Below are 26,645 nucleotides of genomic sequence, written 5' to 3' on the forward strand. Positions count from 1 at the left end.
CCTCACGCTCCTGCCTCGGCAAACGGAGCAACTTCCGATACGTAACGGCGGCCGAACCTGCCGATCAGGCCGCTGGCATCACCCTGTGCCTGCAGCGTGCGGATGCGGCGCAGATGGCGATGCACCGGCACGTCCCACGTGAAACCCATGCCGCCATGGATCTGCAGCGCGCCTTCGCTGATCGAGCTGCCATAGGTCGCGGCCGCCAGGAACGCGGCATCGCGCTGCACCGGCCCGCCGTCCCCGGACAGGCTGCGGGTGATGGCATGACGGATGCTCTCGAGGCCGAGCTTCTGGCGCGCCAGCGCATGGCGGATGGCCTGGTTATAGGACAGGGCGTGACCGAACTGGCGGCGCGTCGAGGCATGCTCCTGCGCAAGCGCCAGGCACGCTTCGGCCGATCCCAGGATCGCCGCGGCGCGCAGCACATTGGCATCCGAGGTGAGTAGATCCCAGGTGCCGGGCGGCAGGATGGAGCCGATGGGAACCTCGACCGCTTCCAGCCGTACGGCGTGTTCCGGCACCGTCAGATCGAGGCCGGCCGCGTCCTCTATCACGACGCCCTTGGCATTGGCCGGAATCAGCGCCGCGGCACCGCCGCTCATCCGCACCAGAAGATGGTCGGCCGACGCCGCGCACGGTACGCGCGCGAGCGCACCGTTCAGCACCAGCAAGCCGCCGTCCCGCTCGGCCGCAGCCTCGCCCTGCCAGGCGATCGTCGCCAGCTTCTCGCCGGACACGATCGCAGCCGCAAGACGCGTCAGCGACGACTGCAGCAGCCGGCCGATGAGGATGGTCTCAAGCAGCGGAAAACCGAGCAATCCCGAATGGGCGGCGGCGATCACCGGCACCGCGAAACCGAGCGGCAGGGCCAGTCCACCGACATCCTCATCCGCGATGACACCGAGCAGGCCATCGCCGGCGAGATTTTTCGCCTGCTCGCGTATGCCCAAACCGGCACACGCGGTCACTGCGCGTGCCGCGGTTGCCGCGAACTCGTCGGGCTGAAGTCCTTCGGCCATGCTCATCATCGTCCTCTCTAAAAACCTGGCGCCTGCGATCGTTCACTAAGCGAGATAACCGCCGTCGACCGGCAGGATGACGCCATTGACGTAGGAGGCCATCGCCGACGCCAGAAAAACCACCGGCCCCGCGATCTCCTCGGGCTGCCCGACACGCTTCATCGGCGTGCGCGCCATCAGGCCGGAGAGTCTTGCCGGATTGTCGCGCGTGCTCTCGCTCATCTCGGTCGCGATGATGCCGGGCGCAACCGCGTTGACGCGGATGCCGTCGGGCGCGAGATCGCGGGCCAGCGCCTGCGTGAACAGCCTCACCGCGCCCTTGGACGGCGAATAGCCGAGCGCACCATTCATGCCGCCGAAGGCCGCGACGGATGCCACATTGATGATGGACCCCCGCGACTTGCGCAGCGCGGGGATGAAGGCGTGAACGACGTTGAAGGTGCCGTTGACGTTGACGTCGAACACCTGGCGCCAGTTCTCGTGGGCGCGCGGGCTGTCGATCGGCTCGCGGATGATGATGCCGGCATTGTTGACGACGACGTCGGCGGGGCCGATCTCCTCGTCCACGCGCCTCGCCACGTCGCGACAGGCCTGCGCATCCGTCACATCGAGGCAATAGGCTGCCGCCTCCCTGCCGCCATCCCTGATCTCGCGCGCCGCGGCATCGGCCCGTTCCTGCTGCAGATCGGTCACGACGACCTTCGCGCCGGCAGCGGCGACGCCGAGCGCGATGGCACGGCCGATCCCCTGGCCCGCGCCGGTCACCACGACGAGACGATCGTGCAGCAGGCCCGCGACCATTATTTGCCTCGCGAGAGCTGGAGGATCCGGTCGGCGATGATGCCGAGCTGGATCTCGGTTGTCCCGGCATAGATCGTCTCGGCACGCGCCTGCAGGTAAATGGCCTCGAAGCGCTGCCGCGCCACCTTGATCGCCTGGATCTGCGGCAGCGAGGCCTGCGACAGCAATTCGATGGCGAGCGCGGCAAAGCGCTGATGCGACTCGCTCCAGTACAGCTTGGCGAGACTGCCGCGCGCACCGATCTTGTCACCTCTGGCGAGCGCCTCGACGGCGGTCTCGACATGCGCCTTCAGCACCTCGATCTCGACGGCGACCTCGCCGAGCCTGACCGCGTAATGCCGGTCCGCCACCATCGCCGACAGCGCCGCATCGGCCTTGCAGGCCGAAATCAGGTGGCGCAGCTCGTTCTCGAAGCGCCAGGCGCGGTACATGCGGTTGGTCGCGCGCTCGATCTCCAGCACGCGGATGGCCGCGGCCCAGCCCTCGTCGGGCGCGCCAATCGCGTCAGCTTGCGCGACCTCGACCTCGTCGAAGAACACCTCGCAAAAACTCTCGCGACCGTCGATCGACTTGATGGTGCGCACGCGCACGCCCTTGGCATCGAGCGGCACCGCGAACATGGCGAGGCCGCGATGGCGGTCCTCCAGCGCTCCGGTGCGGGCGAGCACCAGGCAGCGGTGTGCGCGATAGGCGCCGCTGGTCCAGATCTTCTGGCCGGTGATACGCCAGCCGTCCCCGTCGCGCGTCGCGCGGGTGCGCAGGCCCGCAAGGTCCGAGCCGGCCTCGGGCTCGGAAAAGCCCTGGCACCAGATGTTGCGCATCTCGAGGATCGCCGGCAGGAAGCGCCGCTTCTGCTCCTCGGTGCCGACCGCGAGAATGATGGGTCCGGCAAGCTCCTTGCCGATCGAGTTGACGCTCTCCGGCATCGCGAGCCGGCCGATCTCCTGATTGGCGATGAGATGCTCGCGCAGGGAACGGCCGTGCCCGCCATAGGCCTGCGGCCAGGTGATGCCGGTCAGGCCGGCGCGGTACATCGCCGCCTCCCAGGCAACCGACTGCTGCAGTGTCGGCGATGCGAACGCGGCGCTGTCGCTGCGGAAGCTGCCCGGCAGGTTGGCATTTAGCCAGCGATGCATCGCATCCCGATAGGCCTCGCCCACGAAGTTCTCGCCCGCGATGGATTGCGCCGATACCGCCTGAAGTACACTCATCGCCTGCTTCCCGCTTTCGCCAAACTTGCCGTCATGCCGCGCCGCCTGTTCGTCACTGCGACTTCAGGAGGTCGCAGGCGCTCTCCGAGGCCGGCCGCCACGCATCCTCGGGCGCGATCGTGCCGGTGATCTCGTAATAGTCGTAGGTGTATTTGGATTCCGCCGCGGTCTTGATCCGTGCGACATAGAGCGGACGCATCACCTGGCCGTCGGCCCGGATGCTGACGTTGTTCATCTCGAAATCGTTGACCGGCGTGTTCTTCATCTGCCTCATCACCGCATCGCCATCGTCGGAACCGGCAGCAGCGACCGCCTTCAGGTAGTGCGAGATGGCGCTGTAGGTGGCCGACTTGCCTTCGTTGAGGAGCTGGCCGTTGGTGGCGTCGGCAAAGCGCTTGGCAAAGGCCCGGCTCTCCGGCGTCATGTCCCAGTAAAAGGGCGTCGTCAGCCGCACGTTCTGGAGGTCCTTCAGACCGATCCCGTGGGTCTGGCTGATCATGAGGCCGAGCGGAACGAGCAGTTGCGACTTGGTCAGGCCGAATTCCTGCGCCTGCTTGATCGAATTTGCGAAGTCTGAGCCCGAATTGGCGAGCGCAATCGCCTTGGCGCCGCTGGCCTGCGCCGTCAGCAGGAACGAGGACAGATCCGACGCGTTCAGCGGATGCAGCACCGAACCGACCACCTTGCCGCCGCCCGCTTCGATAAACTTGGTCGCGTCCGACTGCCAGGCCTTGCCGAAGGCGTAGTCGACGGTCAGGAAGAACCAGCTGTTGACGCCCTGCGCGAGCAGCGCCTTCACCGTGGCCTTGGGCTGCGCGTAGGTGTCGACCACCCATTGCGTGGTCATCGGCGAGCATTTGTCATTGGTGAAGAACGAGCCCGCCGTGCCCGCCAGCATGTAGGGCTTTCTGCGGTTCTTCGTGATCTCCTGCACGGCCAGCGCGATCGAGGAGGCCGAGCAGCCGACGATGGCATCGACGCCCTCATTGTCGAGCCAGCGCATGGCAATGGCGACGCCGACGTCGGGCTTGTTCTGGTCATCGGCGATGACGAGCTCGATCTTCTTGCCGGCAACCATGCCGCCGAAATCGGCAATCGCGAGCTTGGCGGCCGCGACCGACCCGAGGCCGCAATTGTCGGCATAGGGACCGTTCTGGTCGTTCATGATGCCGATTTTGACCACGTCGCCCGTGATGCCCTGTGCCGCCAGGGGCGCATTCGTCAGCAGCAAGGCCATCATGCCGAGCGCCGCGATCACCGATCTCCTCATCCTATCCTCCTGCTTCCTTGCGTTTCCTCTGGGGCCGCTTGTGCGGCCTCTTGTCGTTGGGTTCAGTGGCTCTGGCTCGGCCGCGCGCCATGCGGGATCAGCAGCGCATCGAGCGCCACGGCGCCCTCGCCTTTGGCGCGAAGCAGCAGCGGGTTGACGTCGATCTCGGCAACCGCGCCGGCATTGGCGGCGGCGAAGCGCGACAATGCGGCGACGGCCCGGGCCGCGGCGTCGAGGTCGGCCCGCGGACGCCCCCGCGCGCCGTCGAGCACGGCGAACGCCTTGAGCGATGTCAGCATCTCCATGGCCTGCGTCTCGCTGACCGGCGCCATCTGCACGGCGGAGTCCTGCAGGATCTCGGCAAAGATGCCGCCGAGACCGACCATCACCACCGGTCCGAACACGGGATCGATGCGGCTGCCGAGGATCAGCTCGGCAACGCCCTTGGCCATCGGCGCCACGATCACGCCGTCGATCGCAGCGCTCGGTACGTTGGTGGCGACGCGGTCGCGCATCTGCGCATAGGCGCGCCGGACCTCAGCTTCGGAGCCGAGGCCAACGATCACCCCGCCGACTTCCGTCTTGTGCGGCAGATCGGGCGAGGCGATCTTCAGCACCACGGGATAACCGATCTCGGTGGCGGCACGCGCGGCGGAATCCGCATCCTGCACGAGACGCTCGGCGAGCACCGGCACGCCTGCGTCGGCCAGCGCGCGCTTGGCGCCGAGCTCGTGGCGGAAGGCATCGGGCGAAAGCGGCGCCCCTTTCGCGACTGCCACCGGCCTGTCCTGCGGTCGCTGCGCCGCGGCGTGCAACCGCACCAGCGCGGCGACGGTGGCGCAGCAGCCGTCGAAGCTGGCGACGGTCGGAAAGCCCAGGGCATGCAGCTCGATCAGCGCATCGGGCGGGCCGTCGACGCACAGCACGATCGGACGGTGCGGAAACTGCGCCCGCATGTTGCGCAGCGTGTCCATGTAGATGGAACGCAGGCGCGGCAGATGCAGCGAGAACGGCAGCGGCAGGATCACCGTGTCCGTCCGCTCGTCCGCCACGACGGCGGTCATGATCTTCTCCAGAAGATCGGGGCGGCTCGACATCTGCGCGGTGGCGTCGACGGGGTTGCGGGCCGATGCAAACGGCACCAGCTCCAGGATTTTTCGCTGCGTCTCCGCGCCGAGCTCCGGCAATGTCAGCCCGACCGACTGCGCGGCGTCCGCGAGCAGCACGCCAAAGCCACCCGATGCGGTGAGGATCGCAATGCCCGGGCCCTTCGGCAACCGGTCCGGCAGCAGGATCGATGCAGCGTGGCCGAGATCGATCAGCTCGTCGAGGCTGCGCACGCGCACCGCGCCGCAACGGGCAAACAGCGCGTCGAACACGGCGTCCGATCCCGCCATTGCGCCGGTGTGGGAGGCGGCCGCGGCCTGACCGGCCGCCGACGTGCCGATCTTCATGGCGATGACCGGCTTGCCGGCATCGCGCGCCGCTTCCAGCGCGGCGATCAGGCGGCCGGCATCGCGGCACGCCTCGAGGCAGCACAGGATCACCTTGGTGGCGGGATCGCGTGCCATCCAGGCAATGCCGTCGGCGATATCGATGTCGCACTCGTTGCCGGTGGTGATGAAGCGGCTGACGCCCACGCCGCGCTCGCTGGCGAGGCGCATGGTGTAGCTGCCGAGATTGCCGCTCTGCGAGACGATGCCGAGTGAGCCCGCGGCCGGCATTCCGTGCTCGAGCACGATCGAGAAGGTCGCGATGCTCTTTTCGGCGATGCTGACCGCACCGAGACAGTTCGGCCCCAGGAGGCGCATGCCGCTCTTCTGCGCGGCAACGCGCAGCCGGTCCTGCATCGCGCGGCCCTGCTCGCCGAGCTCGGCAAAGCCCGACGAGAACACGACGACACTGCGAACGCCGCGAGCAGCGCACTGCTCCACGGCCTCGCCTGCGCGCTCCGCATCGACCGCGATGATGGCGAGGTCCGGCGCTTCCGGCAGCTCGGTGACGGACGCATAGGCCTCGAGCCCCTGCACCGTCGCAGCCTTCGGATTGACCGGATAGATCCGGCCCGCATAGCCGTGCCGGCGCAGCAGATCGACCGGCCGGCCGCCGATCTTGGTCGCTTCCTGCGAGGTGCCGATGACCGCGATCGAACGCGGCGACATCAGCGCATCGAGCCCTTCTCCCGGCCGCATCTCAGCGCCCCTTGAACACCGGTGCGCGCTTCTCCAAGAACGCCATGCGCGCTTCCTTGGCGTCTTCGGTCTTGGACAACGCCATCGTGATGTTCTGCTCGAAGCGGTAGGCATCGCGCGGCGGCATGAGCTCGACCATGTTCGCCGCGTTCTTGGCGTATTCCATCGCGATCGGGCTCTTCGAGGCGATCTCGCGCGCGAGCTTCATCGCCTCGGGAATCAGGTTCTCCTTGGTGGTGCAGGCCTCGATGATGCCGAGACGGTAGAGCTCGGCGGCCGGCACGCGATAGCCGGTGAAGAACATCCGGCGCATCAGGGAGCGGCCGAACAACGTGTTGAGCATCGCAGCGCCGCCGGCCAGCCCGACATTGATCTCGGGCATGCCGAACACGGCGTCCTCGCAGGCGTAGAAGATGTCGCAGGAGGCCATCAGGCCGACGCCTGCTCCGAGCGCGACGCCGTTGATCGCGGCAATCACCGGCTTCGAACATTCGCGGATGCAGTTGCCGGTCTCGCGCGTGATGCGGTTATGGCTGTGAAACGCGCCGACCTTGGTCGGGTCCGGACGGTCCTTCAGGTCAGCGCCGCTGCAGAACACCTTTCCGGCGCCGGTCAGGATCGCGACCCTGACGTCCTGGCGCTCGGAAATCTCGTCGAACACCGCCACGATGCGGTCGCGCATGGCGCGATCGAGCGCGTTCACCGGAGGCCGGTTCAGCGTCACCAGCGCGATGTTGTCGGACACTTCGAGGGTGACGATATCTCCTGACATGGGCTTCCTCCTGGTTTCTGTTCGTCTTGCTTGCGGTCGCATCGCGACGCCTGACCGATCGGTCAGCTTTTCGTGCTGATAACACCAACCACGGCCGCTTGCAATATCCTCTCGTAGTCCTATTGACCGACCGATCGGTCAGCCGCTAGTTTCCGCGGCAAGCAAGAACGACCTTTGAGGAGGATTCCCATGCCCAGCATCAGCCGACGCCAGGCGACAGCTCTGATCGCCGGCGCTCTCGCCGCACCGCTTGGCGCACCCGCGATCGTCAGGGCGCGCGGGTCGCAGATCTTCATCATCGTGCCCTATGCACCCGGCGGCTCGATCGACAGCCTGATGCGCTCGATCGCGAAGGTCATGGCGGAAAGCCTCGATCAGCCGGTGCTGGTCGACAACAAGCCCGGCGCCAACGGCATCGTCGGCTCGCAATATGTGGCCCGCGCGCCGAAGGACGGATCGGTCCTGCTGGCGGGCGGTACCGGGCCGATTTCGCTGAACGTGCTGCTGCGCAAGAACCTGCCCTACAAGCTCGAGGACTTCGCCTCCGTCGCCATGCTCTGCAACGGACCGCTGTCGCTGACCGTGAACGCGCGCACGCCCGCCACCGACGTCAAGAGCTTCGTCGCCTACGCCAAGAACCGCGACAAGCCGCTGTTCTATGCAACGCTCGGACCCGGCAGCGTCACGCATCTGTTCGGGATCATGATGGGCAAGTCGATGGGATTTTCGGTCACCGAGGTTGCCTATCGCAACAACCCGGCCTCCATCATGGAGACGCTGTCGGGAGAGTGCGATCTCAATTTCGCGACGCCTGCCGCCGTGATCGAGCACGCGCGCGGCGGCCAGCTCCGCATCCTCGCGGTCTCATCGGAAAAGCGCATGGCGACGCTTCCCGAGATCCCGACGCTGGCCGAATCCGGCTACCCTGACCTCACGGCCTCGTTCTGGACCGCGCTGCACGCGCCCGCGGGCACGCCGCGCGACGTTATCGCGCGCCTGAATGCGGCAGCAAACGCTGCGATGCAGAAGCCCGAGATCGCAAAGCAACTCGAGACCGACGGCCTGATGGTCGATACCGGCGCGCCGGAACGGCTCGACGCCCAATTGACCAAGGACGCCGCGCTCTGGGGGCCGGTGATCAAGGCGCAAAACATCGTTCTGGAATGAGACGCCGTGCGCGGCGCCCCCTGCCGGTCAGCGCGCCTTGCGCCGGCCGGCCTTGGACGGCTCCGCCCCGGGAAGCGCGACCAGTTCGCCGCTGCGCAGGCCATTGAAGATCATGTCGAAGAAGACGTCGGCGATCTGCTCGGGCGTCGCGGACTTGTTGGGATTGTACCAGCGATGCATCCAGTTGAGCGAGGACAGGATCAGCCGCCCGGTCATGGGCACATCGACCTTGCGGATTTCGCCGGCATCGATGGCTTCCTGGATCAGGCCGCGCAAAAAATTCTCGAAGCGATCGCGGCGCGTCAACCGCTCCTTGTGCCTGCTTCGATCGGGATCGTTCCAGAACGCGGTGGTCGAGGCGATCCAGGCCCAGCGGTAGCGGCGGAAATATTCCGCGGTGGCGACCATGAAGGCGCGGATCTTCTGCGACGGCGGCCCGTCGGGAATGCGGTCGCGCACGAACAGATAGAGCTCGAGCGTGGAGCCGACCGCCACGCGCGCGTAGATCTCGTCCTTGTTGGAGAAGTGATGATAGAGCAGCGACTTGGATATGCCGCAGGCGAGCGCGATGTCGCGCATCGAGGTGCCCTCGAAGCCTTTGCTGGCAAACAGCCTGCCGGCCTCGGCGAGGATCTGCAGCACGCGGTCCGAGGCCTCGGCCTGGTTCGCAACGCCATCCTTCATCGTTGACAGTTCAGTCATGAACTCCGCAATCCATTCATCAGCCAGCGAGTCTTTAGAATGAACCTAGGTTTTCACCGACCGATCGGTCAAGCCCGGCGAATCCCGCGGAAGGAACCATGAGCGCAGTCCGCATCAGCCGCATCGGCGCAACCAGGGACCAGCTCGGCGAGAGCCCGGTGTGGGACGAGCGCGGGCAGCGCCTGTTCTGGATCGACGCCCTGGCCGGATCGATCCACGTGCTCGATCCCGCGACCGGCGCGGCCGAGCAGTTCGGCGTGCCCGCCCCGATCGGCTCGCTGGCACTGCGAGGCGATAGCGGCGCGGTCCTCGCCTTGCGCAACGGATTTGCGACTTACGATTTCGACAGGCGGACCCTGTCGCACGGCCCCTCGATCGGGCTCGATCACCCGAAGGTGCGGCTCAACGACGGCAAGGCCGATCCCCACGGCAACTTCCTCGCAGGCACCATGCATGGCGACCGCGCACCGGACGAGACGCCACTCGGCGGTCTTTATCGGCTGGACGTCTCAGGCGCGCTGCAATTGCTGGAGAGCGACCTCGCCGTGAGCAACGGCCCCTGCTTCAGCCCGGACGGACGCACCTTCTACCTCGCCGACAGCGCAAGGCGGATCATCTGGGCCTATGATTACGGGGCGGACGGCCCGCTGACCAACAAGCGAATCTTCGCCGACACGGAAGCGCAAGGATCCGGATGCGACGGCGCCACGGTCGATGCGGACGGTCACCTCTGGTCCGTGCTGGTGCGCATCGGCAAGATCGCGCGGTTTTCGCGGGACGGAAGGATCGTACGGACGATCGACATGCCGGTCCGTCATCCCACCAGCGTGACGTTCGGCGGGCCCGATCTCGACGTGCTCTACGTGACGTCGATCTCGCGCAGTCACGCGCTCGCCGACGATCATCCGGATGCCGGTGGCCTGTTCGCCGTCGAGGGCCTCGGCGTGCGCGGCTTGCCGGCGCACAGGTTTGGCGCGCCCTGACCGGCCGCCCGGCTATTGCGCCGACCGCTTGACCTGCTTGGGCACGTTCTCCGCCATGTAATCGACGAACACCCTGATCTTCTCCGGCCGATAGCTGCTCTGGAGAAACGTCGCGTAAATGCCCTCGTCGAAGGTGGAGTTCGTCACGCGGAAGCCCGGCAGCAGGCGAACGAGCCGCCTGCTCTTCACCTCCTCCGCCACGGTATAGTCGTCGAGCAGGGCGATGCCGTGCCCGGTGACGGCTAGATCGCACAGCACCACGCCGTTGTTGCTGCTGAAGGACGACGGCACCACGATCTCGCGCAGCTTGTTCCTGCGCATGAACTTCCAGACGACATCGTCGGGACCCATCCAGTAGGTCAGGCAATTGTGGCGGGTGATGTCCTCCGGCTCGCGCAGTTTCGGCATCCGGCCGACATAGTCGGGCGAGGCCACGAGAATGCGCTCGCTCCGCAGCAGCCTTCGCTGCATCAGGCCGGGGTCCGTGGGCGCCTGGATCTGGAAGTCGACATCGAATTCGCCTTCGCGAAGCTGGGGCCGCCGCTCCGACAGGCGCAGCTCCACCTTCAGCTCCGGATAGAGCTTCTGGAAGCCCGGGATCAGCGGCGTGAGCACCTTGATGCCGAACAACGTGCGCGAATGCACCCGCAACGTGCCGCGCGGCGCGGTCTGCAGCGAAAGCGCGGCGGCTTCGGCATCCTCGATGCCGTGCAGCACCTGCTCGGTGCGCTGGAAGAAGATCTTGCCCGCATCGGTCAATCCGAGATGGCGCGTGCTGCGGTTCAGCAGTTGCACGCCGAGCTGCGCCTCGAGCTCGCCGATATAGCGCGACACCGAGGCCGGCGACAGCCCGACGCGGCGCCCGGCGGCCGAAAAGCTGCCCTCGCGGACGGCGCTGACGAACAATTCCATGGCCTGGAGGCGATTCATCGATCTTTTCAGATTTTGCAAAGGACATGCTCAGATTACGTCAATTGTTCGAAAATGCTCAAGCCCCTAACGTCATGAGAACGCGTCGCAAGAGCGACCAAGGCGGATCGCAAGAGCGACCGCGGGATCGCAAGCGCGACCCAGAGGCGGAGGAAGCAATCGATGGAATTCGGCGTATTCATTCTGGCGCAGCAGCGCGGCTATCATCAGAGCTCGCAGCAGGTCATCAACAACGCCGTCGAGCAGACCGTGATCGCCGAGCAGGCCGGCTTCGATACGGCCTGGTACGCCGAGCACCACTTCAACAATTACAGCCTCTGCCCCTCGCCGCTGATGATGGTCGCGCATTGCGCCGGCCTGACCAGGCGCATCCGCCTCGGCACCGCGGTCTGCGTGCTGCCGTTGTACAATCCGGCGCGGCTGCTCGGCGAGATCGGCTTTGCCGACACCGTCTCGAACGGCCGCCTCGATCTCGGCATCGGCTCGGGCTACCAGAAATTCGAGTTCGACCGTTTCGGCGTCGACCTCGACCACTCGCACGCATTGTTCGCCGAATTCTACGACGTGCTCGAGGCCGGCATGCGCGAGCGCATCTTCTCCTATGACGGCGAGCACCTGAAGATGCCGCCGACGGCGATCGCGGTGCGCACGGTGCAGAAGCCGATGCCGCCGATCTGGGTCACCTCCGGCCACGGCGAGACGCTCGGCCGCGCCATCCGCGACAACCACAATCTCTTCGTCACCGCGCTCCTGAACGGCCTCGACGCCATCAAGGCCTTGCGCGAACGTCTCGAAGGGATCGCGGCGAAGGAAGGCCGCTCCATCGACGACACGCATGTCGGCTTCCTGCGCTGCGCCTATGCCAGCGACAATGACAGCGAGATCCAGTCCTATCTCGACAATGCGCGCTTCCAGCGCCGGCTCTCCGAAAGCCTGAAGTTCCGCCGCGCCCAGAGCGACGACGGCTATCTCATCAAGGAAGAGGCCGGCCCGAACGACATGAGCCTGGAGACGATGCGCAGCAACCTGCCCGTCGGCAGCGTCAACCAGGTGATCGACCGCATGCTGGAAGAGATCAGCATTCTCAAGCCGACCCACATCGCGCTGCAGACCCAGCTCGGCGATTTCGACCAGCGCACGATGCTGCGCCAGATCGAATTGTGGGGCAGCAGGATCATTCCGGCGATCCGCAAGGAGCTGAAATCCGGCCGCGGCAAGGTCGCGGGCGAAGCGGTGTCGGCGTAGGCGCACCCGGCGAGGCAGGGTTCGGAGGCACGTCATGGGATGCCAGATGTCTCAAATGACCGATGTCCGCTCGGTCGAAGCCGCCGAATTCCGGCTGGCCATGCGCAACCTCGCGAGCGGCGTCGCCATCGTGGCGACGGGGACGGAAACCACGCGGCGAGGCCTGACGGTCAGCTCCGTCACCTCGCTGTGCATGGACCCGCCCTGCCTTCTCGTCGGAGTCAATTCAAGCTCCGAGACGCATGCCGCCATCCTCGCCAACGGCCGTTTCGGGGTCAGCCTGCTCGGCAGGGGGCAGGAGGACCTGGCGCTGCGGTTCGCCGGCAGCGTCAAGGGCGTCGAGCGCTTCGCGACGGCGGCATGGCAGCAAGGCGTCCTCGACGTGCCGCTGCTGGAGCCCGCGATCGGCGCGCTGGAATGCATGCTGCATCATCACCAGGTCGTCGGCACGCACGGTCTCTTCATCGGCAGGATCGTGGCGACGCGCGGCGGCAACGGCGATCCGCTGGTCAATTATAGGGGTGCTCTACGCGCCCTGCCGCAGGTATGATCGCCTTGCGATCGGCACGACGCGCTCCATCGCAACAGGCCGGACTCTGGGAAGGACCGATATCGTGATCATCGAATGTTTCGACGGCGGCGAGGTCCGGCTGTCGGAACCGTCCGACTTCCGCAAATTCAAGCTGGTTCTTCACCCGACAACATCGCCGGCGATGCAGTGGAAGGGAATCACGTTGCTGGACGAGCGTAATGCGCTGGTGTCGATCGACCTGGTCCCCACGCTCGCAGGTCGCCCCGACGATGCGGACTGGGATCGGCAGTACGCGGAGATGGTGGCCAAGGCGCGCGAGCACGGCTGGATCGATGCCGAGCAAGCTGCGATCCGGGCCCACATCGAACGAACGCCTTGACGGACGGACCAGTACGCCGGCGACGGCCTGATCGCGCTGCCGTACGCTTCAGTCGGCCACTCGGCCGAACGCGACGTTTGTTCGCAATCGGAGATCCTATTCCTATATAGTAATTTCGTCAGTCAGCCTGTTTTTTGGAGGATCGCGATGAGGGCTTTCATCCTTGCCTGCGTTGCCGCGATCGTAACGGCGGCGATTGGATTTGCTGTGCTCGACAGCGTGCAGCAACCCGTCGCGGAAGCCTTTGCGACGACGGGCGTGCGTCTGTAGACACTGCTCCGCCAGCTCATTCAGCCGCGGATGCAGCATGGCGAGGCCGCGCCTGAGAGTCGTTCACCTGCTCGTCGAGCCACAGGCTGTGGTGTTCGCGCGCCCAATTGACATCCACCTCACCTGATCCCATCGCCTCGAATGCCCCCTCCATTCCGATCGTGCCGATGTAGATGTGAGCGAGCATCGCGGCGACAAACAGCACGGCCACGACGGAGTGAACGATCTGGGCAATCTGCATGCCCTCGATTCCCGTCAGATAGAACGGGAACATGAGCTGATACCCGGTCGCGGCGACGAGGCCTCCGCCGATCACGACGATCCAGTAGATCCCCTTCTGGCCGGCGTTGAAGCGACGCGCCGGCGGATGATCATGACCGAACAGGCCGCCTCCCCGTTTGATCCACTCCACATCCACCTTGTTGGGAATGTTGCCGCCGATCCACATCAGAAAGATCAGGACCACGCCAATCGTGAAGGGAAAGCTCAAATAGTTGTGGGCGAATTTCGCCCATTCGGACCATTCCGAGAAGGCTTCAAGGCCGATCAGCGGCAGCAGCAGCGGACGGCCAAACGTGATGTTGAGGCCGGAGATCGCAAGGATGACGAAACAGGTTGCGGTCATCCAGTGCACGAAACGCTCAAAGAAGTTGAAGCGTATGATGGTGCGGCCGGATCGCCCGCTTTCGAGGCGGATCATGCCGCGCGTCAGATAGAAGATCACGAGGACCGCCAGCATTCCGAGGATCGCAATGCCGCCGACCCAGCGCAGCGCGACGTTGCGGAACTCACGCCACTCGCGCCCAGCTGGCTGTATGAGCACGCTGGAGCGCTGATCGGGAATGCTGACGCGTCCCTGGATCCGGTCCATCTCCTGGAGCAATTGCCGCTCGTTGACCGAGCTTGCCGTCGGGTTGATCTGCTGGGCCGATACCGGTGCCGGCGCCGCCAAGATCAACAGAAGCATCGCACACGCGCCGACGGCTATTCGAATGAACCTTCCCAATGACGGCATGAGCTCCTCCTCGGGATTTGCCCGCGCGGCCGCGGGCGAGCTTCAGGACTCGATCGTCTCGCGATAGGCTGTCTTCCAACCCCACGCGCCCGAGCCGTAGCCGCGCTTCAACACGCGCTCCTTGTAGATCTGGGCAATAATCTCGCCGTCACCGGCGAGCAGCGACTTGGTCGAGCACATCTCGGCGCAAAGAGGCAGCTTGCCTTCGGCAAGCCTGTTCGCACCGTACTTCTCGTATTCCTCCTTGCTGCCGTCGGCCTCTGGGCCGCCGGCGCAATAAGTGCATTTGTCCATCTTGCCGCGCGAGCCGAAATTGCCGACCTTCGGATATTGCGGCGCGCCGAACGGACAAGCATAGAAGCAGTAGCCACAGCCGATGCAGAGATCCTTGGAGTGCAGAACAACGCCGTCGGCGGTGGTATAGAAACAGTTCACCGGGCACACCGCTGCACAGGGCGCATCCGTGCAGTGCATGCAGGCCATCGAGACCGAACGTTCGCCCGGCTTGCCGTCGTTGATGGTGACGACCCGGCGCCGGTTGATGCCCCAGGGCACTTCGTGCTCGTTCTTGCAGGCCGTGACGCAGGCGTTGCACTCGATGCAACGGTCGGCGTCGCAGAGAAATTTCATACGTGCCATCGTCGTTGCTCCTTATGCCGCCGCGATCTGGCAGAGGGTCACCTTGGTCTCCTGCATGTTCGTCGCAGGGTCGTAGCCGTAGGTGGTGATCGTGTTCGCGCTTTCGCCGAGCACGATCGGATCAGTGCCCTTCGGGTAATTGCTGCGAAGATCCTTGCCGCCGAGCCAGCCTCCGAAGTGGAAGGGCATCCAGGCAACGCCCTTGCCGACCCGCTCGGTGACGAGCGCCTTCATCCTCGCCCTGGAATTGTTCTCTGCGCCCGTGACCCAGACCCAGCCGCCATCCTTGACGCCGCGCTCGGCTGCATCGGCCGGATTGATCTCGATGAACATGTCCTGCTGCAATTCGGCGAGCCAGGGGTTGGTCCGCGTCTCCTCGCCGCCGCCCTCATATTCGACCAGACGGCCCGATGACAGGATGAGCGGGAACTGTTTTGCAATTCCCTTCTCCACCGCAGCTTTCTGCACGGAGAAGCCGATATTCGGCATCCGAAACTGCTTGGCGTCGGGCAGCGTCGGATACTTGGCAACGAGATCGACGCGCGGCGTGTAGATCGGTTCGCGGTGAACGGGAATCGGATCGGGCAAGCCGAAGGCATTCATGCGTGCCTTGCCGTTGCCGTAAGGCACGCAACCATGCGCCAGCGCGACGCGCTGGATGCCGCCCGAGAGGTCGAGCGACCACGACACCGCGTCCGGCGTTGCCGGGTTGACCTTGTTGATCACGGCCATCTCCGCTTCGGTGAGCTCGGTGTCCCAGCCGAGCTTCTTCAGGCTGGCGAGCGTGAATTCCGGATAGCCGTCCTGGATACCCGACCCCAGCGAGTACGAGCCGTCCGCAAGCAGGCTCACCTTGCGCGTCGTGCCATCCGGCAGCTTCTCCTCGCGCTCGACACCGAAACGCGGCCGGAACGTGCCTCCTCCATCCATGACGTGCAGATTGGTGTTGTAGAGCAGCGGCGTGCCGGGGTGCTTGACCTCCGGTGATCCCCAGCACGGCCAGGGCAGGCCGTAATAGTCGCCGCCGACCTCGGGATCGTCCTTCGGCGCCCGCATCGTCAGCATGTCGAACTTGGCCTGGTTCTTCATGTGCGCCTTGAGGCGCTCGGGCGATTGCCCGCAATAACCGGTCGACCAGCTGCCGCGATTCATCTCGCGCAGGACGTCCTCCGCCTCAGGCAGATTGTTCTCGACCTTGATGTTCTTGAACATCTGTTCGGCGAAGCCGAACTTCTTCGCCAATCGATAGATGATTTCGAGATCATCCTTCGACTCGAAGATCGGCTTCACGATCTGCTCGCCCCATTGCAGCGATCGGTTGGAGGCGACGCGCGACCCCTTGCACTCGAACTGCGTGGCGACCGGCAGAATGTAGACGCCATCCTTGCGCCCCGTCTCGACTGCGAGCGAGGCCCAGGTCGTCGGATGCGGATCGGCGATGACGAGCAGATCGAGCGCCTTCAAGCCATTGAGGGATTCGGGGATACGGGTGATGCTGTTGGAGGCGTGCCCCTGCACGAACACCGCCTTCACATTGTCCTTCTGCGCGACCTGATCCTTCGGCAGCGTCACCGCTTCGAACCAGCGGGTCAGCGGGATGCCGGGAGTTTCCATGATCTGCTTGGAATCGAAGCGCGACTTCAGGAAGTCATAATCGACCTCCCAAACCCGCGACCAGTGCTTCCAGGCGCCCTCGGCGAGGCCGTAGTAGAACGGCAGCGTGACGATATCGAGCCCGACGTCGGTCGCGCCCTGCACGTTGTCGTGGCCGCGGAAGATGTTGGCTCCCTTGCCCTCTCCGCCGACATTGCCGGTCATCAGCAGCAGGATGCAGCTGGCGCGTACATTGGCGGTGCCGACGGTCTTCTGGGTCTGCCCCATCGCCCAGATCAGCGTCGCCGGCTTCTCGGTGGCGAACATCTTGGCGACGCGCTTGAGCTGCTCGCCGGGAATGCCGGTGACACGCTCGACTTCTTCCGGATTCCACTTTTCCACTTCCTTGCGGAGATCGTCGAACCCGTAGACACGCTGCCGGATGAACTCCTTGTCCTCCCAACCGTTCTGGAGGATGTGCCACATCATGCCGTAGAGTATGGGGATGTCGGTGCCCGGCCGCATCCGCACATATTCGGTCGCGTGCGCGGCGGTGCGCGTCAGGCGTGGATCGATCACGATAAAGTTGGCCTTTTGTAGCTCCTTTCCTTCGAGCAGGTGCTGCAGCGAGACCGGATGCGCCTCCGCCGGATTGCCGCCCAGGATCATCTGCGTCTTCGAATTGCGGATATCATTGTAGCTGTTGGTCATCGCGCCGTAGCCCCAGGTATTGGCGACGCCGGTGACGGTGGTCGAATGGCAGATGCGGGCCTGATGATCCGTGTTGTTCGTGCCCCAGAACGCGCCGAGCTTGCGGAACAGGTAGGCACCCTCGTTGGTCATCTTGGCCGAGCCAAGCCAGTAGACGGAATCGGGGCCTGACTTCTCACGTACGGTTTGAAGCTTGTCTCCGATCTCGTTGATCGCGGTATCCCAGGAGACACGGGTCCACTGCCCGCCCACCAGTTTCATCGGATAGCGCAGCCGCCGCTCACTGTGCACGAGCTCTCGAACGGAGGCGCCCTTGGCGCAATGCGAGCCACGATTGATCGGTGAATCCCAGCTCGGTTCCTGACCGATCCATACCCCGTTCAAGACCTCGGCCGTCACCGTGCACCCGACCGAGCAGTGCGTGCAGATGCTCTTGCGGACGGTCGCACCCGAGGTGAGCGGACCCGCCATCGCAGCTTCCGCCTTGCGCACGCCGGCGACCGGCAGGGCGCCGAGTGCTGCGAGCGCGCCACCGGCAAGACCGGATTTGCGCAGAAAACTGCGGCGGTCGAGGCCGCCGGCCTGACCTGCAAGGGACTCCGCGACGGAGCCGTGGCGCTGGGAATGCTGGTGTGTTCGCTTGATCAGCACGGTCAGCCTCCCTTAGCCGGATAGCGATTGACGCGATAAAAGGCCTTGACGTGATCGGTCTCCTTGTAGCGCGCCTTACGCTTCTCATCGTTGGTTTCGCTGTCGGCCAGGGCTGGCCCGACCAGCGGTGTCGCGAGCGTCGCGCCGGCACCAACCGTACCGATGCCGACCTTGCGCAGGAAGTCACGTCGCCCGACTGTGGTTTTCCCGTCTTCACTCATCGCATCTCTCCTGGATCCGCGCGTGCGGGTCAGTTGGCGAATGTGAATGCTTTCGTCTCGATCTCGATAAAGGCGCGACCAAGCGCGCCGACCGCACGATAAAAGGTGGCGCTCTCTGCGCTCTCGATGTCGGCGAACAGCCGCCCCATCCAGGGCGCGACCTGTTTCTCGAAGAAGGTGCGTTGCGCGTCAGACGACGCTGCGAAACGGCCTCCCGCAAAGCCAGCCATGATCTCGCACAGGATGGCCGCGTGATCTTCCGGCTCGAAATTGCCGGCGACGCGCTCGATCCCGAGGGCTGCGAGGTCGGAGCGCAGGCGCGAGAGCGGACGCTCGTTGAGGAACCCTGTCAGATAATAGGAGGCATAGGGCAGAAGCTCGCCGCGCCCGAGACCGACGAACAGATCGAAATATTCGCGCTCGACCTTCGCCGCGACCGCGCCGGCGGCGGCTTCGGCCAGCGCAGCATGCGCGCGCCCAAGCGGCGTCCCATCGCCGATCAATGCGGCCAGTTGATCGAGCAGCCTTTTCGACGGTGCCGCGGACAGAAGCGAAGCGAGTAGCAGATATTCCTGCGCACGCGCCGCGTCGACGGGATCAATCTGCCCTTCGGACATAGGCGACTCGCTGTAAAGATCGGGCCGCAATTGGTTCCGCGATACGCCGGTCGCGGCTTCGACCGCGATCACCCGTTGCGCGGGAACCTTGCTCCAGCTCGAAACGGAAGGCTGGCTGACGCCAATTTTGCGCGCAAGCCGGGCAACGCCGCCAGCGGCGTCAATGGCGCGGTCGAGGCCATCATCACGCACGTGGACCTCCAAGTCCCAGGTGCTTGATTCTGCTTTTGTTACAAAGCGCTGGGCGAAGCGTAATCCCGGCCCTGCGGGGGGTCAATCGCCTCCCCATAGCCTGAGGCTATAGCTCTTCGTCGGGGCCTCTAACGGGGGAGCGCGCCGCCATGCGTGTGGCGCCGGATGGGCTCAGATTCGCTCTCGGAGCTCTCCTGAGGCTCGTTGGTTACCGACACCGTCGGTTGCGTCGCAACAGAAACGCGGGCGAGTTCCGTCGACGTGGATTCGCCGGCGGCGGCGACTTCAACACTCGCCATCTCGGCTCGAGGCAATTCCCGCGAAGAATCCGTGACATCAGCCGGTGTCTCGGGCAGCGGCTCGGCTGACCCGCGCAGGCCACCGAGGATCCGGTCAACCAGCGCCGCCAGCTCTCCTTCCGAATAATCCAGCGGACCGAAACCGGGCATCGCAGAGGGATCGTTGAAGTCCCAGGCGTTCTCCGCCAGCCCGACGAAGTCGCGAATGGCCGGATCGGCGCTCCAGGCGCGACGAAGCGCCGCACGCGTCAGCTCCTGCGGAATTCCTTTGCGCAGAAAGGCTTTGACGTCTGTGACTGACGTGATCGACTCGATCGAAGGCAGGCTCGACAGATCGACTTCCGGCTCGGCGTCCTTGACGAGAGGCTCCGGTGCAGATTGCACGTCGGCGTGCATTGGCGCGGCCGGCGGCATGGTGTTCGCCTTTGCCTCCTGCTTGCGGCGGGACCAGCGCACCAGAAACTTGTCCTCACCCGGCCTGTCCTCGCTCATTCGTGTCCGCCCTCATTCTGGCGGCGCGCCAGCACCTCCGGGTCGGCCTGTTGCCGCTTGCGCTTGAAGAACTCACGTTCGACGTGGTGCTCGGCTATGAAACTTTCAATCGTCTCGCGCAGCACCGCCGGCATCGGCACCGCCTCGACGAGATTGGCGCCGGCCTCTGTGGACGCCTCGCCCTCCGCAGGATCGGCGGTGGCGGCCGCCACCGAATAGGGCCAAGCGCCTTCCGCGGGCGACAACACGATCCAGATGCTCGGACTGCCCGACGCGAGATTGTCGCGATAGCGCGCCGTCTCGGACGAATAAAGATCGACCGTGGCGCTGCTGGCATAGAACAGGGTTTTGCCGTCCTCCTCGCGGAGTACCGTCCAGGGCTTTGTCACCGGCTCATCCGGCAACACGGCGACAGCGCGCCAGACGAAGTCGGCCCATGGCGAGTCGGCCTTGCGCCGCTCGACCACGATGCCGACGGGAATGCGCAGGAGTGGCAGTGCGGCGGGGCTCACGACACCGTCTCCCGGCGTTTGATCGGCAGCCCCGTGAGCAGGTTCTGAGGCTTCATCCGGAGTTTCTGGTCCGGCGTCATCGCCAGGATGAGATAGACCGGCTCGCCCCGCATATCCTCTGTGGCCGCGCCGGTGTCCGCAAACGTCAGGCGAAACAATGCGAGCACGCGTCCGGCGCTGCGTTCGTCGAGCTGCTCGCCATGCCAGAGACGGTCGCCAAGACCCGTAGCGTCCGTATCCAGCCCGACATACCAGCTGACCTGCGCATCCTGCAGCTCGCGCAACGGCTCGATGGCGACGTCGACCGCTAGCAGATGGGAAATCCAGCGCGCCATCGCCTGCGCCAGCGCATGCGCGCCTCGGCCACCCGAGGTGAGGTCGAACGCCATGTCGAAATGGTCGCTGCGGCGCCAATACTCGTCGGCATTCTCCTCGTTCAGAACGTCAAGCTGGACGTCGGTTGCAGCCCCCAGCATCGACATCAGCGAGAGCACCGGGGTCGGGCTCTGCCCACCGACCACCTCTTCATCGCCGAGCAGCAGGGCCTGCTCGTGCGGCAAGACGCGCTGCTGGCGGAAGAACAGTTCGGCGGCACGCGGTACGAACGGATCATCGCAGCCATCAAGCGCGTTGCGCAGGATCACGTGCACGAGCTGATTGACGAACAGCGGCGGTAGATCGTTAGTCCGCGATCGGACGGCCGCAAGATAAGCAGCCTCGAGCGTCCGATGCCGAAGCAGGAGATCGCGAAAAGCGAGCACGAACCGCCAGTTTTCGCGTGCGTCCTGATCGGCAATGGCACCGATCTCGTCATCGCCTACCGGCTGGCGCGGACCAGCGAGCAATTCGCGGTGCAGCCTTCTTTCGACCGGGCATGCATCGTCCGGCGGCATCAGCTCGGGACGGGCAAAATAAGCCTTCAGGAATTCGTCCGTGACGCAGAGCCCGCCGCTCTCGTCGCGATCGAGCAGATGGTGGCCGCACGCGATCCAGAAATCCTTCATCGGTGTCGGGGCTCCTGGCCCAGATCGGCAAGGTGGAAATCGCTGTCCGGCCCGGCATCGTCCTCCACCTCCATGAACGAGAATGCCTTGCCGTGCCCCTGCCCTTCGCGCAGTTGCAGCCTGCGAAAAGCCTCGCGGACCTCGCCGTTGCTTGCCGAGCGATGGACGGCAATGAGCGAGCTGATCGGATAGGTGCAGAGCGATTGTGCGAAGGCGACTTCCTCCTCCGCCGCAGCCCTCGCAGTTGCCATGTCCGGCGCGCCGAAGCGGTCGACGAGCCGCCCGGCAAGCAATTCGATCACCCCCCGGCAATCGTCCTGCGTCGCCGGGACGATCTGCACCAACGTCGACCATCCCCAGGATTGCACGCCGAGGAAGCCGCTGCGGAAGGCCACACGCTGCTTGCCGCTCAGAGTCGCCGGATCCTGATCGCAGAAGCGGAAGGCGCCGGAGACCGCCCATTCGCCCGATACCGCCGCCGGGTCGAACACGAAGGTGTCGGAAGGATCGAGCGCGATCGTGCGCAAGAGTTTCACAGCCGTGGCCCTCCGAGCTTCGGATCGAGCCAGGAGGGCGTGGCGAGCGCCTTGGCCAGCTCACGCCGCTCGGTCCGCTCAGTGGTGATGTGACGTGCGAGGAGATCGCCGCAATCGTCAATCCGCAGGATCGTTCTCCGCTCGCGGACGACGCGGCTCAAATAGTCGCGCGCGACGCCGTCAAAACCATCGACCTGCCAGCTGTCGAACGCCCGCATCAGGTGTCGAGCAAAGCTTTCCGTCATCTGCACGGCCCCGGCTTCGCCAAACCCCTCCTCGTCCAGCGCAGACGCCAGCGGATGAGCGCCGGGCCCGGGGTCGGTCATGGCGACGGTCCGGATCATGGCGCCAAACACGAGCCAGGCCGGCGGCTCGTCCTCGCGCACAGACGACGGCCAGCCCATGCGCCCGCCGCCGACCAGCCCGCCGTCAATCCTGATCGCATCGGGCCAGTCGATCGCGACCGTCTTGTTCGGCGGCGCGTAGGCGCGAAGCGCGTCGGTGAGCGCGACCATGCCGGCGTAGAAGGCGCGCCGCGCGGTGCGCAAGGGTTCGCCCGGCTCCAGCACCACGGCGAATTCGGCTAGATCGAACCGTCCGACATAGACCAGCGTGCCGGCGCCGCAATTGGGTGCAATGCGGCAAGCGTGGGCAAAGGCATCGCCGCTCTCGCGCAACCGGACGAGCGCGAATGGCGGCGGCAGATGGATCTGCTCCGCCGGGGAAACTTGGATGGTCGGGGTCGACGGCAAGGCCGTCCTCCACTTTCCTTTTCTTCCCGATAGGGAATATCTATACGAGGCCAAGGATCGGCGCGAGTCCGCTAAGTCCGCGCCGCCCGGACGGAGGAATTCACCTGGAGCAGCCAGCGAAGACCGTCCTGATCTGTTCGTGCGAGGACACGATGCGCCTCGACACGGCCGCGATCCGGCGTGGCTGCCCCGGCTGTGAGATTGGCAGCTTTCGGCATCTCTGCGGCGCGGAACTCGATCATTTCCGCAACGCGGCAAGAGCGGACGGCCCGCTGATTGTCGCCTGCACGCAGCAGGCGGCGCAGTTTGCCGATGAGGCCGGCGAACGCCCTGAGGGGATCACCTTCGTCAACATCCGCGAGACGGCGGGCTGGTCGCGCGACGGCGCGAATGCGGGCGCGAAGATGGCGGCGCTGCTTGCGGCGGCCGCCACTCCCGCGCCGGGTCACCCGCTGGTCACACTGTCGAGTGACGGCATCATCCTGATCTATGGGCGCGACGCGGCCGCGATCGAAGCCGGGCAGCTGCTCGCAGATCATCTCGATGTCACGGTCATGCTCAAGCCGCCGGCAGACCTGACGCCGCCCGCTGCGGCCGTGTTCCCGATCGTGAAGGGCACGATCCGCAACGCGCGGGGACATCTTGGCGCCTTCGAGCTCACGATCGACGACTACGCCCTACCACACCGGTCGTCGCGCGACCGCTTCTTGTTCGAAGCCAGCCGTAACGGGGCGATCTCGCGCTGCGATCTCGTGCTCGACCTCTCCGGCGAGCCGCCGCTGTTTTCCGCGCACGATTTGCGCGACGGCTATCTCCGCGCGGATCCGAGAGATCCCGCGGCCGTGCTGCGTGCGGTGCTCGGCGCTCGCGATCTCGTCGGAAGCTTCGACAAGCCGAAATATGTCGACTTCACGCCCAGCCTCTGCGCGCATTCGCGCTCGAAGCTGATCGGATGCCATCGCTGCCTCGATCTCTGCCCGACCGGCGCGATCACGCCGGACGGCGACCATGTCGCCGTCAATGCTGAAGTCTGCGCAGGTTGCGGACAATGCGCGGCCGCCTGCCCCACAGGCGCTGCATCCTACACACTGCCGCCCGCCGACATCCAGTTGCATATCCTTCGCGCCATATTGCTCGCCTATCACCAGGCCGGCGGCACGCATCCGGTGCTGCTGCTGCATGACGGCCAGCACGGCACGCCGCTGATCGATGCGCTCGCCCGTCATGGCGATGGCTTGCCAGCCAACGTGCTTCCCCTCGCCGTCAATGAGCTGACGCAGGTCGGGCTGGAAGCGGTTATCGGAGCATTCGCCTATGGCGCGTCCGCGGTGCGGTTCTTGCTGCGCGCAAGGCCGCGGCATGCCGTGACCGGACTGTCGCAGACCATTGCCACGGCCGAGGCCATTCTGGCCGGGCTCGGATTTGACGGGCAGCGCGCAGCGACTATCGAAACCGACGATCCCGACGTGCTCGGTGCGCAATTGAGCGCGATCGACATCTTTCCGGCGGTCGGGATGCCCGCCACCTTCAAGACAGTCGGCAAGCGGGGCGATCTGCTTCGCTTCGGCTTGAGCGAACTGCATCGCCTCGCGCCCAAGCCGGTTGACGTGATCGCCTTGCCGCAAGGCGCGCCGATCGGCGCGGTCAGCGTCAATACGGATGGTTGCACACTGTGTCTGTCTTGCGTCTCGGTCTGCCCAACCGGCGCACTTCGCGATGATCCCGAGCGTCCCGTGCTCAGATTCGTCGAAGACGCCTGCGTGCAATGCGGCCTGTGCCAGAGCACCTGCCCGGAGAAGGTGATCACGCTCAAGCCGCAAATCGATTTTCGCGCGGCGCGCGCATCTGCGGTTATTGTCAAGGAGGAAGAGCCCGCCCTGTGCATCCGCTGCGGCACCCCCTTCGGCGTGAAGAGCACGATCGATCGGATTGCGGCAAAGCTCGAAGGACAGCACTGGATGTATCCTGCCGGGGGCGAGCGAGCAGCGGTTTTGCGGATGTGCGCCGATTGCCGCGTCATTGTCATGAGCGAACAGCAGTTCGACCCGATCCAGGACGTTCCGGAACGCGCGCCACCACGGACGACGGATGATTATCTTCGCCAACGCGAGAACAAGGAATAGCCGCATGCTTCGTTTCATGATGGGTTTTTCGACGTGCCTTGCCATCACGGTTCTCGCCGGCACAGCCGTCGAGGCCGCCGCCCTCACGAAGGCGCAAAAGGTTGCGCTCAAACAGGCGATCGTCGCCTGCAAGGCCGAGGCAAAGGGCAAGAAGATCAAGTGGCTGTCACGCCGCAAATACGTCAACGAGTGTGTCACGACGGCGCTTAGGGAACATCCCAGCATCGACGTCGCTCGCATGCTCAACGAAAAGCCGGAGCTGACAGACATTCCCGTGGAGCAATGGCCGGCGTATTAGAGCGTTGATCATGGACCCTTGCCGCCTTCGCTTGAGGAAGCCGCAAGCGATATTGCCGGTTATTTCGACGTCGCACGCGCCAGAAAGTCCGTGAGCGCGCGGCGATCCTCGGCCGAGCCGATGTGCTGCTCCGGCATCTTGGTGCCGGGCGTGTAGGCGTTCGGCCCGATCTCGAACAGTTTTGAGACAGTCTCCGGCGTCCAGACGATATCCATCGCCTTGAGGGCCTCGGAGAAGCGATAGCCGGGCAGCGAACCGATCTTCCGGCCATAGAGTCCGGCAAGCGTCGGGCCGGCACGCTGGACTTCCGTCTCAGACAATGTGTGGCAGGCGACGCAGGCCCTGAAGATTTCGGCTCCGTGATCGCCGGCATAGGCGATGAGCGGATCCACCGGCGTGCCCACCAGGTTCGACCCGATCGCCGCACCGGTCAATGCATTCCACCGCCTGATCTTGCCGTCAGCATCGCCAGTCAGGAGCGTCGCGCCGTCGGGCAGAAACGCAACTGACCAGACCGGCCGACCCAGCCCGGCAAGCATGCGCAACACGCTGCGAGCCTTGCGATCGACAATCGCGACGGTGCCGTCAATGACCGGCGCGGCGATCAGGGCGCCGTCATGCGAGATCGCCAGGGCCACGATCGGCGCGGCGCTGGCCACGACCTCTCCGGTGACCTTGCCATCGGCAGTGATCATGCGCAGCTTGCCGTCCGCTGCGCCGGTGACGATTTCGCCGTCAGGCGATATGGCTACGGCATTCAGCGGCGACGGCATCATGACGATGTCGGCGCTGCCGCCCGGCAGGCGCCAAATCCGCGCCGTCAGATCGTAGCCTACGCTCACCAGCGATTTTCCGTCGGGAGCAAACGCCACGCCGTTCACGTTTTGGGAGTGGCCTTGCAGCACGCGTGTCCCACCGTCGGGTAACGATAAAATCCGCACCGTATGGTCCCACGAGGCCGATGCGAGCTTCGATCCATCGGGCGAGATGGCGAGCCCGGCAACGGGTCCCGAATGGCCTTCGAAAACCTGGTCCGGCTGCGGCCGGCCCGGCGTCCAGATCGCAACCCGGCCGTCCGCACCAGCCGTTGCCATCCTTCCGTCGCCGACGAAGGCGACCGCATTCACCGCATCAGAATGGAAGCGAAGAACTTGCTCGGCGGATTCGGTTGCCAGCGACCATCGGATCGCCGCGGTGTCGAAGCTACCCGACAGAAGCGTCTTGCCATCGACCGATATGGCCAACGCGCGGACGGGTCCACCGTGCCCAGCCAACTGCGCTTGCGCGGGTGGCGGCGCCAGCAGCAACAACGCTGTCAGAAGCGCAGTGACGAGACGCAAGGTCAGATCCATCGGCCGTGGGAGACACCCCGGGGTGCGCATGCCAGCCCGACAAAAACCCACCCACTTGATCCAGGTCAACGAGGGGGCTCGCATTGGGTTCCAAGGTGCGGCAAGCGGCGCCTTGAGCGACGACCAGTTTGCGCGCAGGCTTGGCAAAGGCGCCTCACAAGC

27 protein-coding genes are annotated in these 26,645 nt (G+C 65.3%); 8 read left to right on the top strand and 19 right to left on the bottom strand.

What is annotated here, in order from left to right; translation table 11 throughout:
• Window positions 1-2: 2 nt before the first annotated feature.
• The 6 genes from A7X65_RS22185 to A7X65_RS22210 form a co-directional block, all read right to left on the bottom strand.
• Window positions 3-1,022: an acyl-CoA dehydrogenase family protein gene (locus tag A7X65_RS22185; RefSeq protein WP_245323760.1), complete on the bottom strand. Its 1,020-nt coding sequence runs from the start codon at window positions 1,020-1,022 to the stop codon at window positions 3-5.
• 45 nt (window positions 1,023-1,067) lie between these two features.
• Complete coding sequence (locus A7X65_RS22190; RefSeq protein ID WP_063688731.1) at window positions 1,068-1,823, bottom strand: SDR family NAD(P)-dependent oxidoreductase; 756 nt, start codon at window positions 1,821-1,823, stop codon at window positions 1,068-1,070.
• Window positions 1,823-3,034: an acyl-CoA dehydrogenase gene (locus tag A7X65_RS22195; RefSeq protein ID WP_063688734.1), complete on the bottom strand. Its 1,212-nt coding sequence runs from the start codon at window positions 3,032-3,034 to the stop codon at window positions 1,823-1,825. The genes A7X65_RS22190 and A7X65_RS22195 overlap by 1 nt, the downstream gene beginning before the upstream one ends.
• A gap of 52 nt (window positions 3,035-3,086) precedes the next feature.
• Window positions 3,087-4,304 (bottom strand): ABC transporter substrate-binding protein, encoded by a 1,218-nt coding sequence (locus A7X65_RS22200; protein WP_063688737.1) that lies wholly within the window; start codon window positions 4,302-4,304, stop codon window positions 3,087-3,089.
• A 62-nt stretch (window positions 4,305-4,366) separates the two neighbouring features.
• Window positions 4,367-6,496, bottom strand: a complete 2,130-nt coding sequence (locus A7X65_RS22205; RefSeq protein ID WP_063688740.1) for an acetate--CoA ligase family protein — start codon at window positions 6,494-6,496, stop codon at window positions 4,367-4,369.
• Window position 6,497: 1 nt separating this feature from the next.
• Window positions 6,498-7,268 carry an enoyl-CoA hydratase/isomerase family protein gene (locus tag A7X65_RS22210; protein ID WP_063688743.1) on the bottom strand — a complete coding sequence of 257 codons (771 nt, stop codon included), beginning with the start codon at window positions 7,266-7,268 and terminating at the stop codon, window positions 6,498-6,500.
• 189 nt (window positions 7,269-7,457) lie between these two features.
• Between A7X65_RS22210 and A7X65_RS22215 the strand changes: the two genes are divergently transcribed.
• Entirely contained in the window at window positions 7,458-8,435 is a 978-nt protein-coding gene (locus A7X65_RS22215) for a tripartite tricarboxylate transporter substrate binding protein (RefSeq protein WP_063688746.1), read from the top strand.
• A 27-nt stretch (window positions 8,436-8,462) separates the two neighbouring features.
• On the opposite strand, the gene A7X65_RS22220 is transcribed toward A7X65_RS22215, so the two are convergent.
• The gene (locus tag A7X65_RS22220) at window positions 8,463-9,137 is read right to left on the bottom strand and encodes a TetR/AcrR family transcriptional regulator (protein ID WP_156527947.1); all 675 of its coding nucleotides are present in this window, start codon (window positions 9,135-9,137) and stop codon (window positions 8,463-8,465) included.
• 98 nt (window positions 9,138-9,235) lie between these two features.
• On the opposite strand from A7X65_RS22220, the gene A7X65_RS22225 reads away from it, so the two are divergent.
• Window positions 9,236-10,120 carry an SMP-30/gluconolactonase/LRE family protein gene (locus tag A7X65_RS22225; protein WP_063688751.1) on the top strand — a complete coding sequence of 295 codons (885 nt, stop codon included), beginning with the start codon at window positions 9,236-9,238 and terminating at the stop codon, window positions 10,118-10,120.
• A 12-nt stretch (window positions 10,121-10,132) separates the two neighbouring features.
• Here the strand turns inward: A7X65_RS22225 and A7X65_RS22230 are convergent, their stop codons facing one another.
• On the bottom strand, window positions 10,133-11,050 hold the full coding sequence (locus tag A7X65_RS22230; protein ID WP_063688754.1) for a LysR family transcriptional regulator: 918 nt from the start codon (window positions 11,048-11,050) through the stop codon (window positions 10,133-10,135).
• A 162-nt stretch (window positions 11,051-11,212) separates the two neighbouring features.
• Here A7X65_RS22230 and A7X65_RS22235 point away from each other — a divergent pair, with 162 nt between their 5' ends.
• From A7X65_RS22235 to A7X65_RS43590, 4 genes are all read left to right on the top strand, one after another.
• Window positions 11,213-12,295, top strand: a complete 1,083-nt coding sequence (locus A7X65_RS22235; protein ID WP_063688757.1) for an LLM class flavin-dependent oxidoreductase — start codon at window positions 11,213-11,215, stop codon at window positions 12,293-12,295.
• Window positions 12,296-12,341: 46 nt separating this feature from the next.
• The gene (locus A7X65_RS22240) at window positions 12,342-12,845 is read left to right on the top strand and encodes a flavin reductase family protein (RefSeq protein WP_245323763.1); all 504 of its coding nucleotides are present in this window, start codon (window positions 12,342-12,344) and stop codon (window positions 12,843-12,845) included.
• On the top strand, window positions 12,817-13,206 hold the full coding sequence (locus A7X65_RS22245) for a hypothetical protein (RefSeq protein ID WP_245323766.1): 390 nt from the start codon (window positions 12,817-12,819) through the stop codon (window positions 13,204-13,206). Before A7X65_RS22240 ends, A7X65_RS22245 begins: the two co-directional genes overlap by 29 nt.
• Before the next feature lie 147 nt (window positions 13,207-13,353).
• A complete protein-coding gene (locus tag A7X65_RS43590) occupies window positions 13,354-13,476 on the top strand; it encodes a hypothetical protein (protein ID WP_283806167.1) in 123 nt (40 codons plus the stop codon).
• 16 nt (window positions 13,477-13,492) lie between these two features.
• Here the strand turns inward: A7X65_RS43590 and A7X65_RS22250 are convergent, their stop codons facing one another.
• From A7X65_RS22250 to A7X65_RS22295, 10 genes are all read right to left on the bottom strand, one after another.
• Complete coding sequence (locus A7X65_RS22250) at window positions 13,493-14,491, bottom strand: formate dehydrogenase subunit gamma (RefSeq protein WP_063688763.1); 999 nt, start codon at window positions 14,489-14,491, stop codon at window positions 13,493-13,495.
• Between the two features lie 42 nt (window positions 14,492-14,533).
• Window positions 14,534-15,130, bottom strand: coding sequence for a formate dehydrogenase FDH3 subunit beta (fdh3B, locus tag A7X65_RS22255; protein ID WP_063688766.1), 597 nt, complete (start codon window positions 15,128-15,130; stop codon window positions 14,534-14,536).
• 12 nt (window positions 15,131-15,142) lie between these two features.
• Window positions 15,143-18,085: a formate dehydrogenase subunit alpha gene (locus A7X65_RS22260; protein WP_063688769.1), complete on the bottom strand. Its 2,943-nt coding sequence runs from the start codon at window positions 18,083-18,085 to the stop codon at window positions 15,143-15,145.
• Between the two features lie 2 nt (window positions 18,086-18,087).
• Entirely contained in the window at window positions 18,088-18,306 is a 219-nt protein-coding gene (locus tag A7X65_RS22265; protein WP_063688772.1) for a twin-arginine translocation signal domain-containing protein, read from the bottom strand.
• 29 nt (window positions 18,307-18,335) lie between these two features.
• A complete protein-coding gene (locus tag A7X65_RS22270) occupies window positions 18,336-19,115 on the bottom strand; it encodes a Cro/CI family transcriptional regulator (protein ID WP_156527948.1) in 780 nt (259 codons plus the stop codon).
• A 128-nt stretch (window positions 19,116-19,243) separates the two neighbouring features.
• Window positions 19,244-19,906, bottom strand: a complete 663-nt coding sequence (locus tag A7X65_RS22275; protein WP_063688777.1) for a DUF3306 domain-containing protein — start codon at window positions 19,904-19,906, stop codon at window positions 19,244-19,246.
• Window positions 19,903-20,418, bottom strand: a complete 516-nt coding sequence (locus A7X65_RS22280; protein WP_063688780.1) for a DUF3305 domain-containing protein — start codon at window positions 20,416-20,418, stop codon at window positions 19,903-19,905. Before A7X65_RS22280 ends, A7X65_RS22275 begins: the two co-directional genes overlap by 4 nt.
• Window positions 20,415-21,422 (bottom strand): DUF6352 family protein, encoded by a 1,008-nt coding sequence (locus A7X65_RS22285; protein ID WP_063688782.1) that lies wholly within the window; start codon window positions 21,420-21,422, stop codon window positions 20,415-20,417. The genes A7X65_RS22280 and A7X65_RS22285 overlap by 4 nt, the downstream gene beginning before the upstream one ends.
• Window positions 21,419-21,958 carry a DUF6505 family protein gene (locus A7X65_RS22290; protein ID WP_063688785.1) on the bottom strand — a complete coding sequence of 180 codons (540 nt, stop codon included), beginning with the start codon at window positions 21,956-21,958 and terminating at the stop codon, window positions 21,419-21,421. Before A7X65_RS22290 ends, A7X65_RS22285 begins: the two co-directional genes overlap by 4 nt.
• Entirely contained in the window at window positions 21,955-22,662 is a 708-nt protein-coding gene (locus A7X65_RS22295; RefSeq protein WP_430643465.1) for a biotin/lipoate--protein ligase family protein, read from the bottom strand. The genes A7X65_RS22290 and A7X65_RS22295 overlap by 4 nt, the downstream gene beginning before the upstream one ends.
• A 200-nt stretch (window positions 22,663-22,862) precedes the next feature.
• Between A7X65_RS22295 and A7X65_RS22300 the strand changes: the two genes are divergently transcribed.
• Window positions 22,863-24,833 carry a 4Fe-4S binding protein gene (locus A7X65_RS22300; protein WP_063688788.1) on the top strand — a complete coding sequence of 657 codons (1,971 nt, stop codon included), beginning with the start codon at window positions 22,863-22,865 and terminating at the stop codon, window positions 24,831-24,833.
• Between the two features lie 4 nt (window positions 24,834-24,837).
• Window positions 24,838-25,131 (top strand): hypothetical protein, encoded by a 294-nt coding sequence (locus tag A7X65_RS22305; RefSeq protein ID WP_245323770.1) that lies wholly within the window; start codon window positions 24,838-24,840, stop codon window positions 25,129-25,131.
• 59 nt (window positions 25,132-25,190) lie between these two features.
• Here A7X65_RS22305 and A7X65_RS22310 read toward each other — a convergent pair whose 3' ends face one another.
• The gene (locus A7X65_RS22310; RefSeq protein ID WP_063688790.1) at window positions 25,191-26,483 is read right to left on the bottom strand and encodes a c-type cytochrome; all 1,293 of its coding nucleotides are present in this window, start codon (window positions 26,481-26,483) and stop codon (window positions 25,191-25,193) included.
• Window positions 26,484-26,645: the final 162 nt, after the last annotated feature.

The organism is Bradyrhizobium stylosanthis (assembly GCF_001641335.1).
GTDB classification, from domain to species: Bacteria; Pseudomonadota; Alphaproteobacteria; order Rhizobiales; family Xanthobacteraceae; genus Bradyrhizobium; species Bradyrhizobium stylosanthis.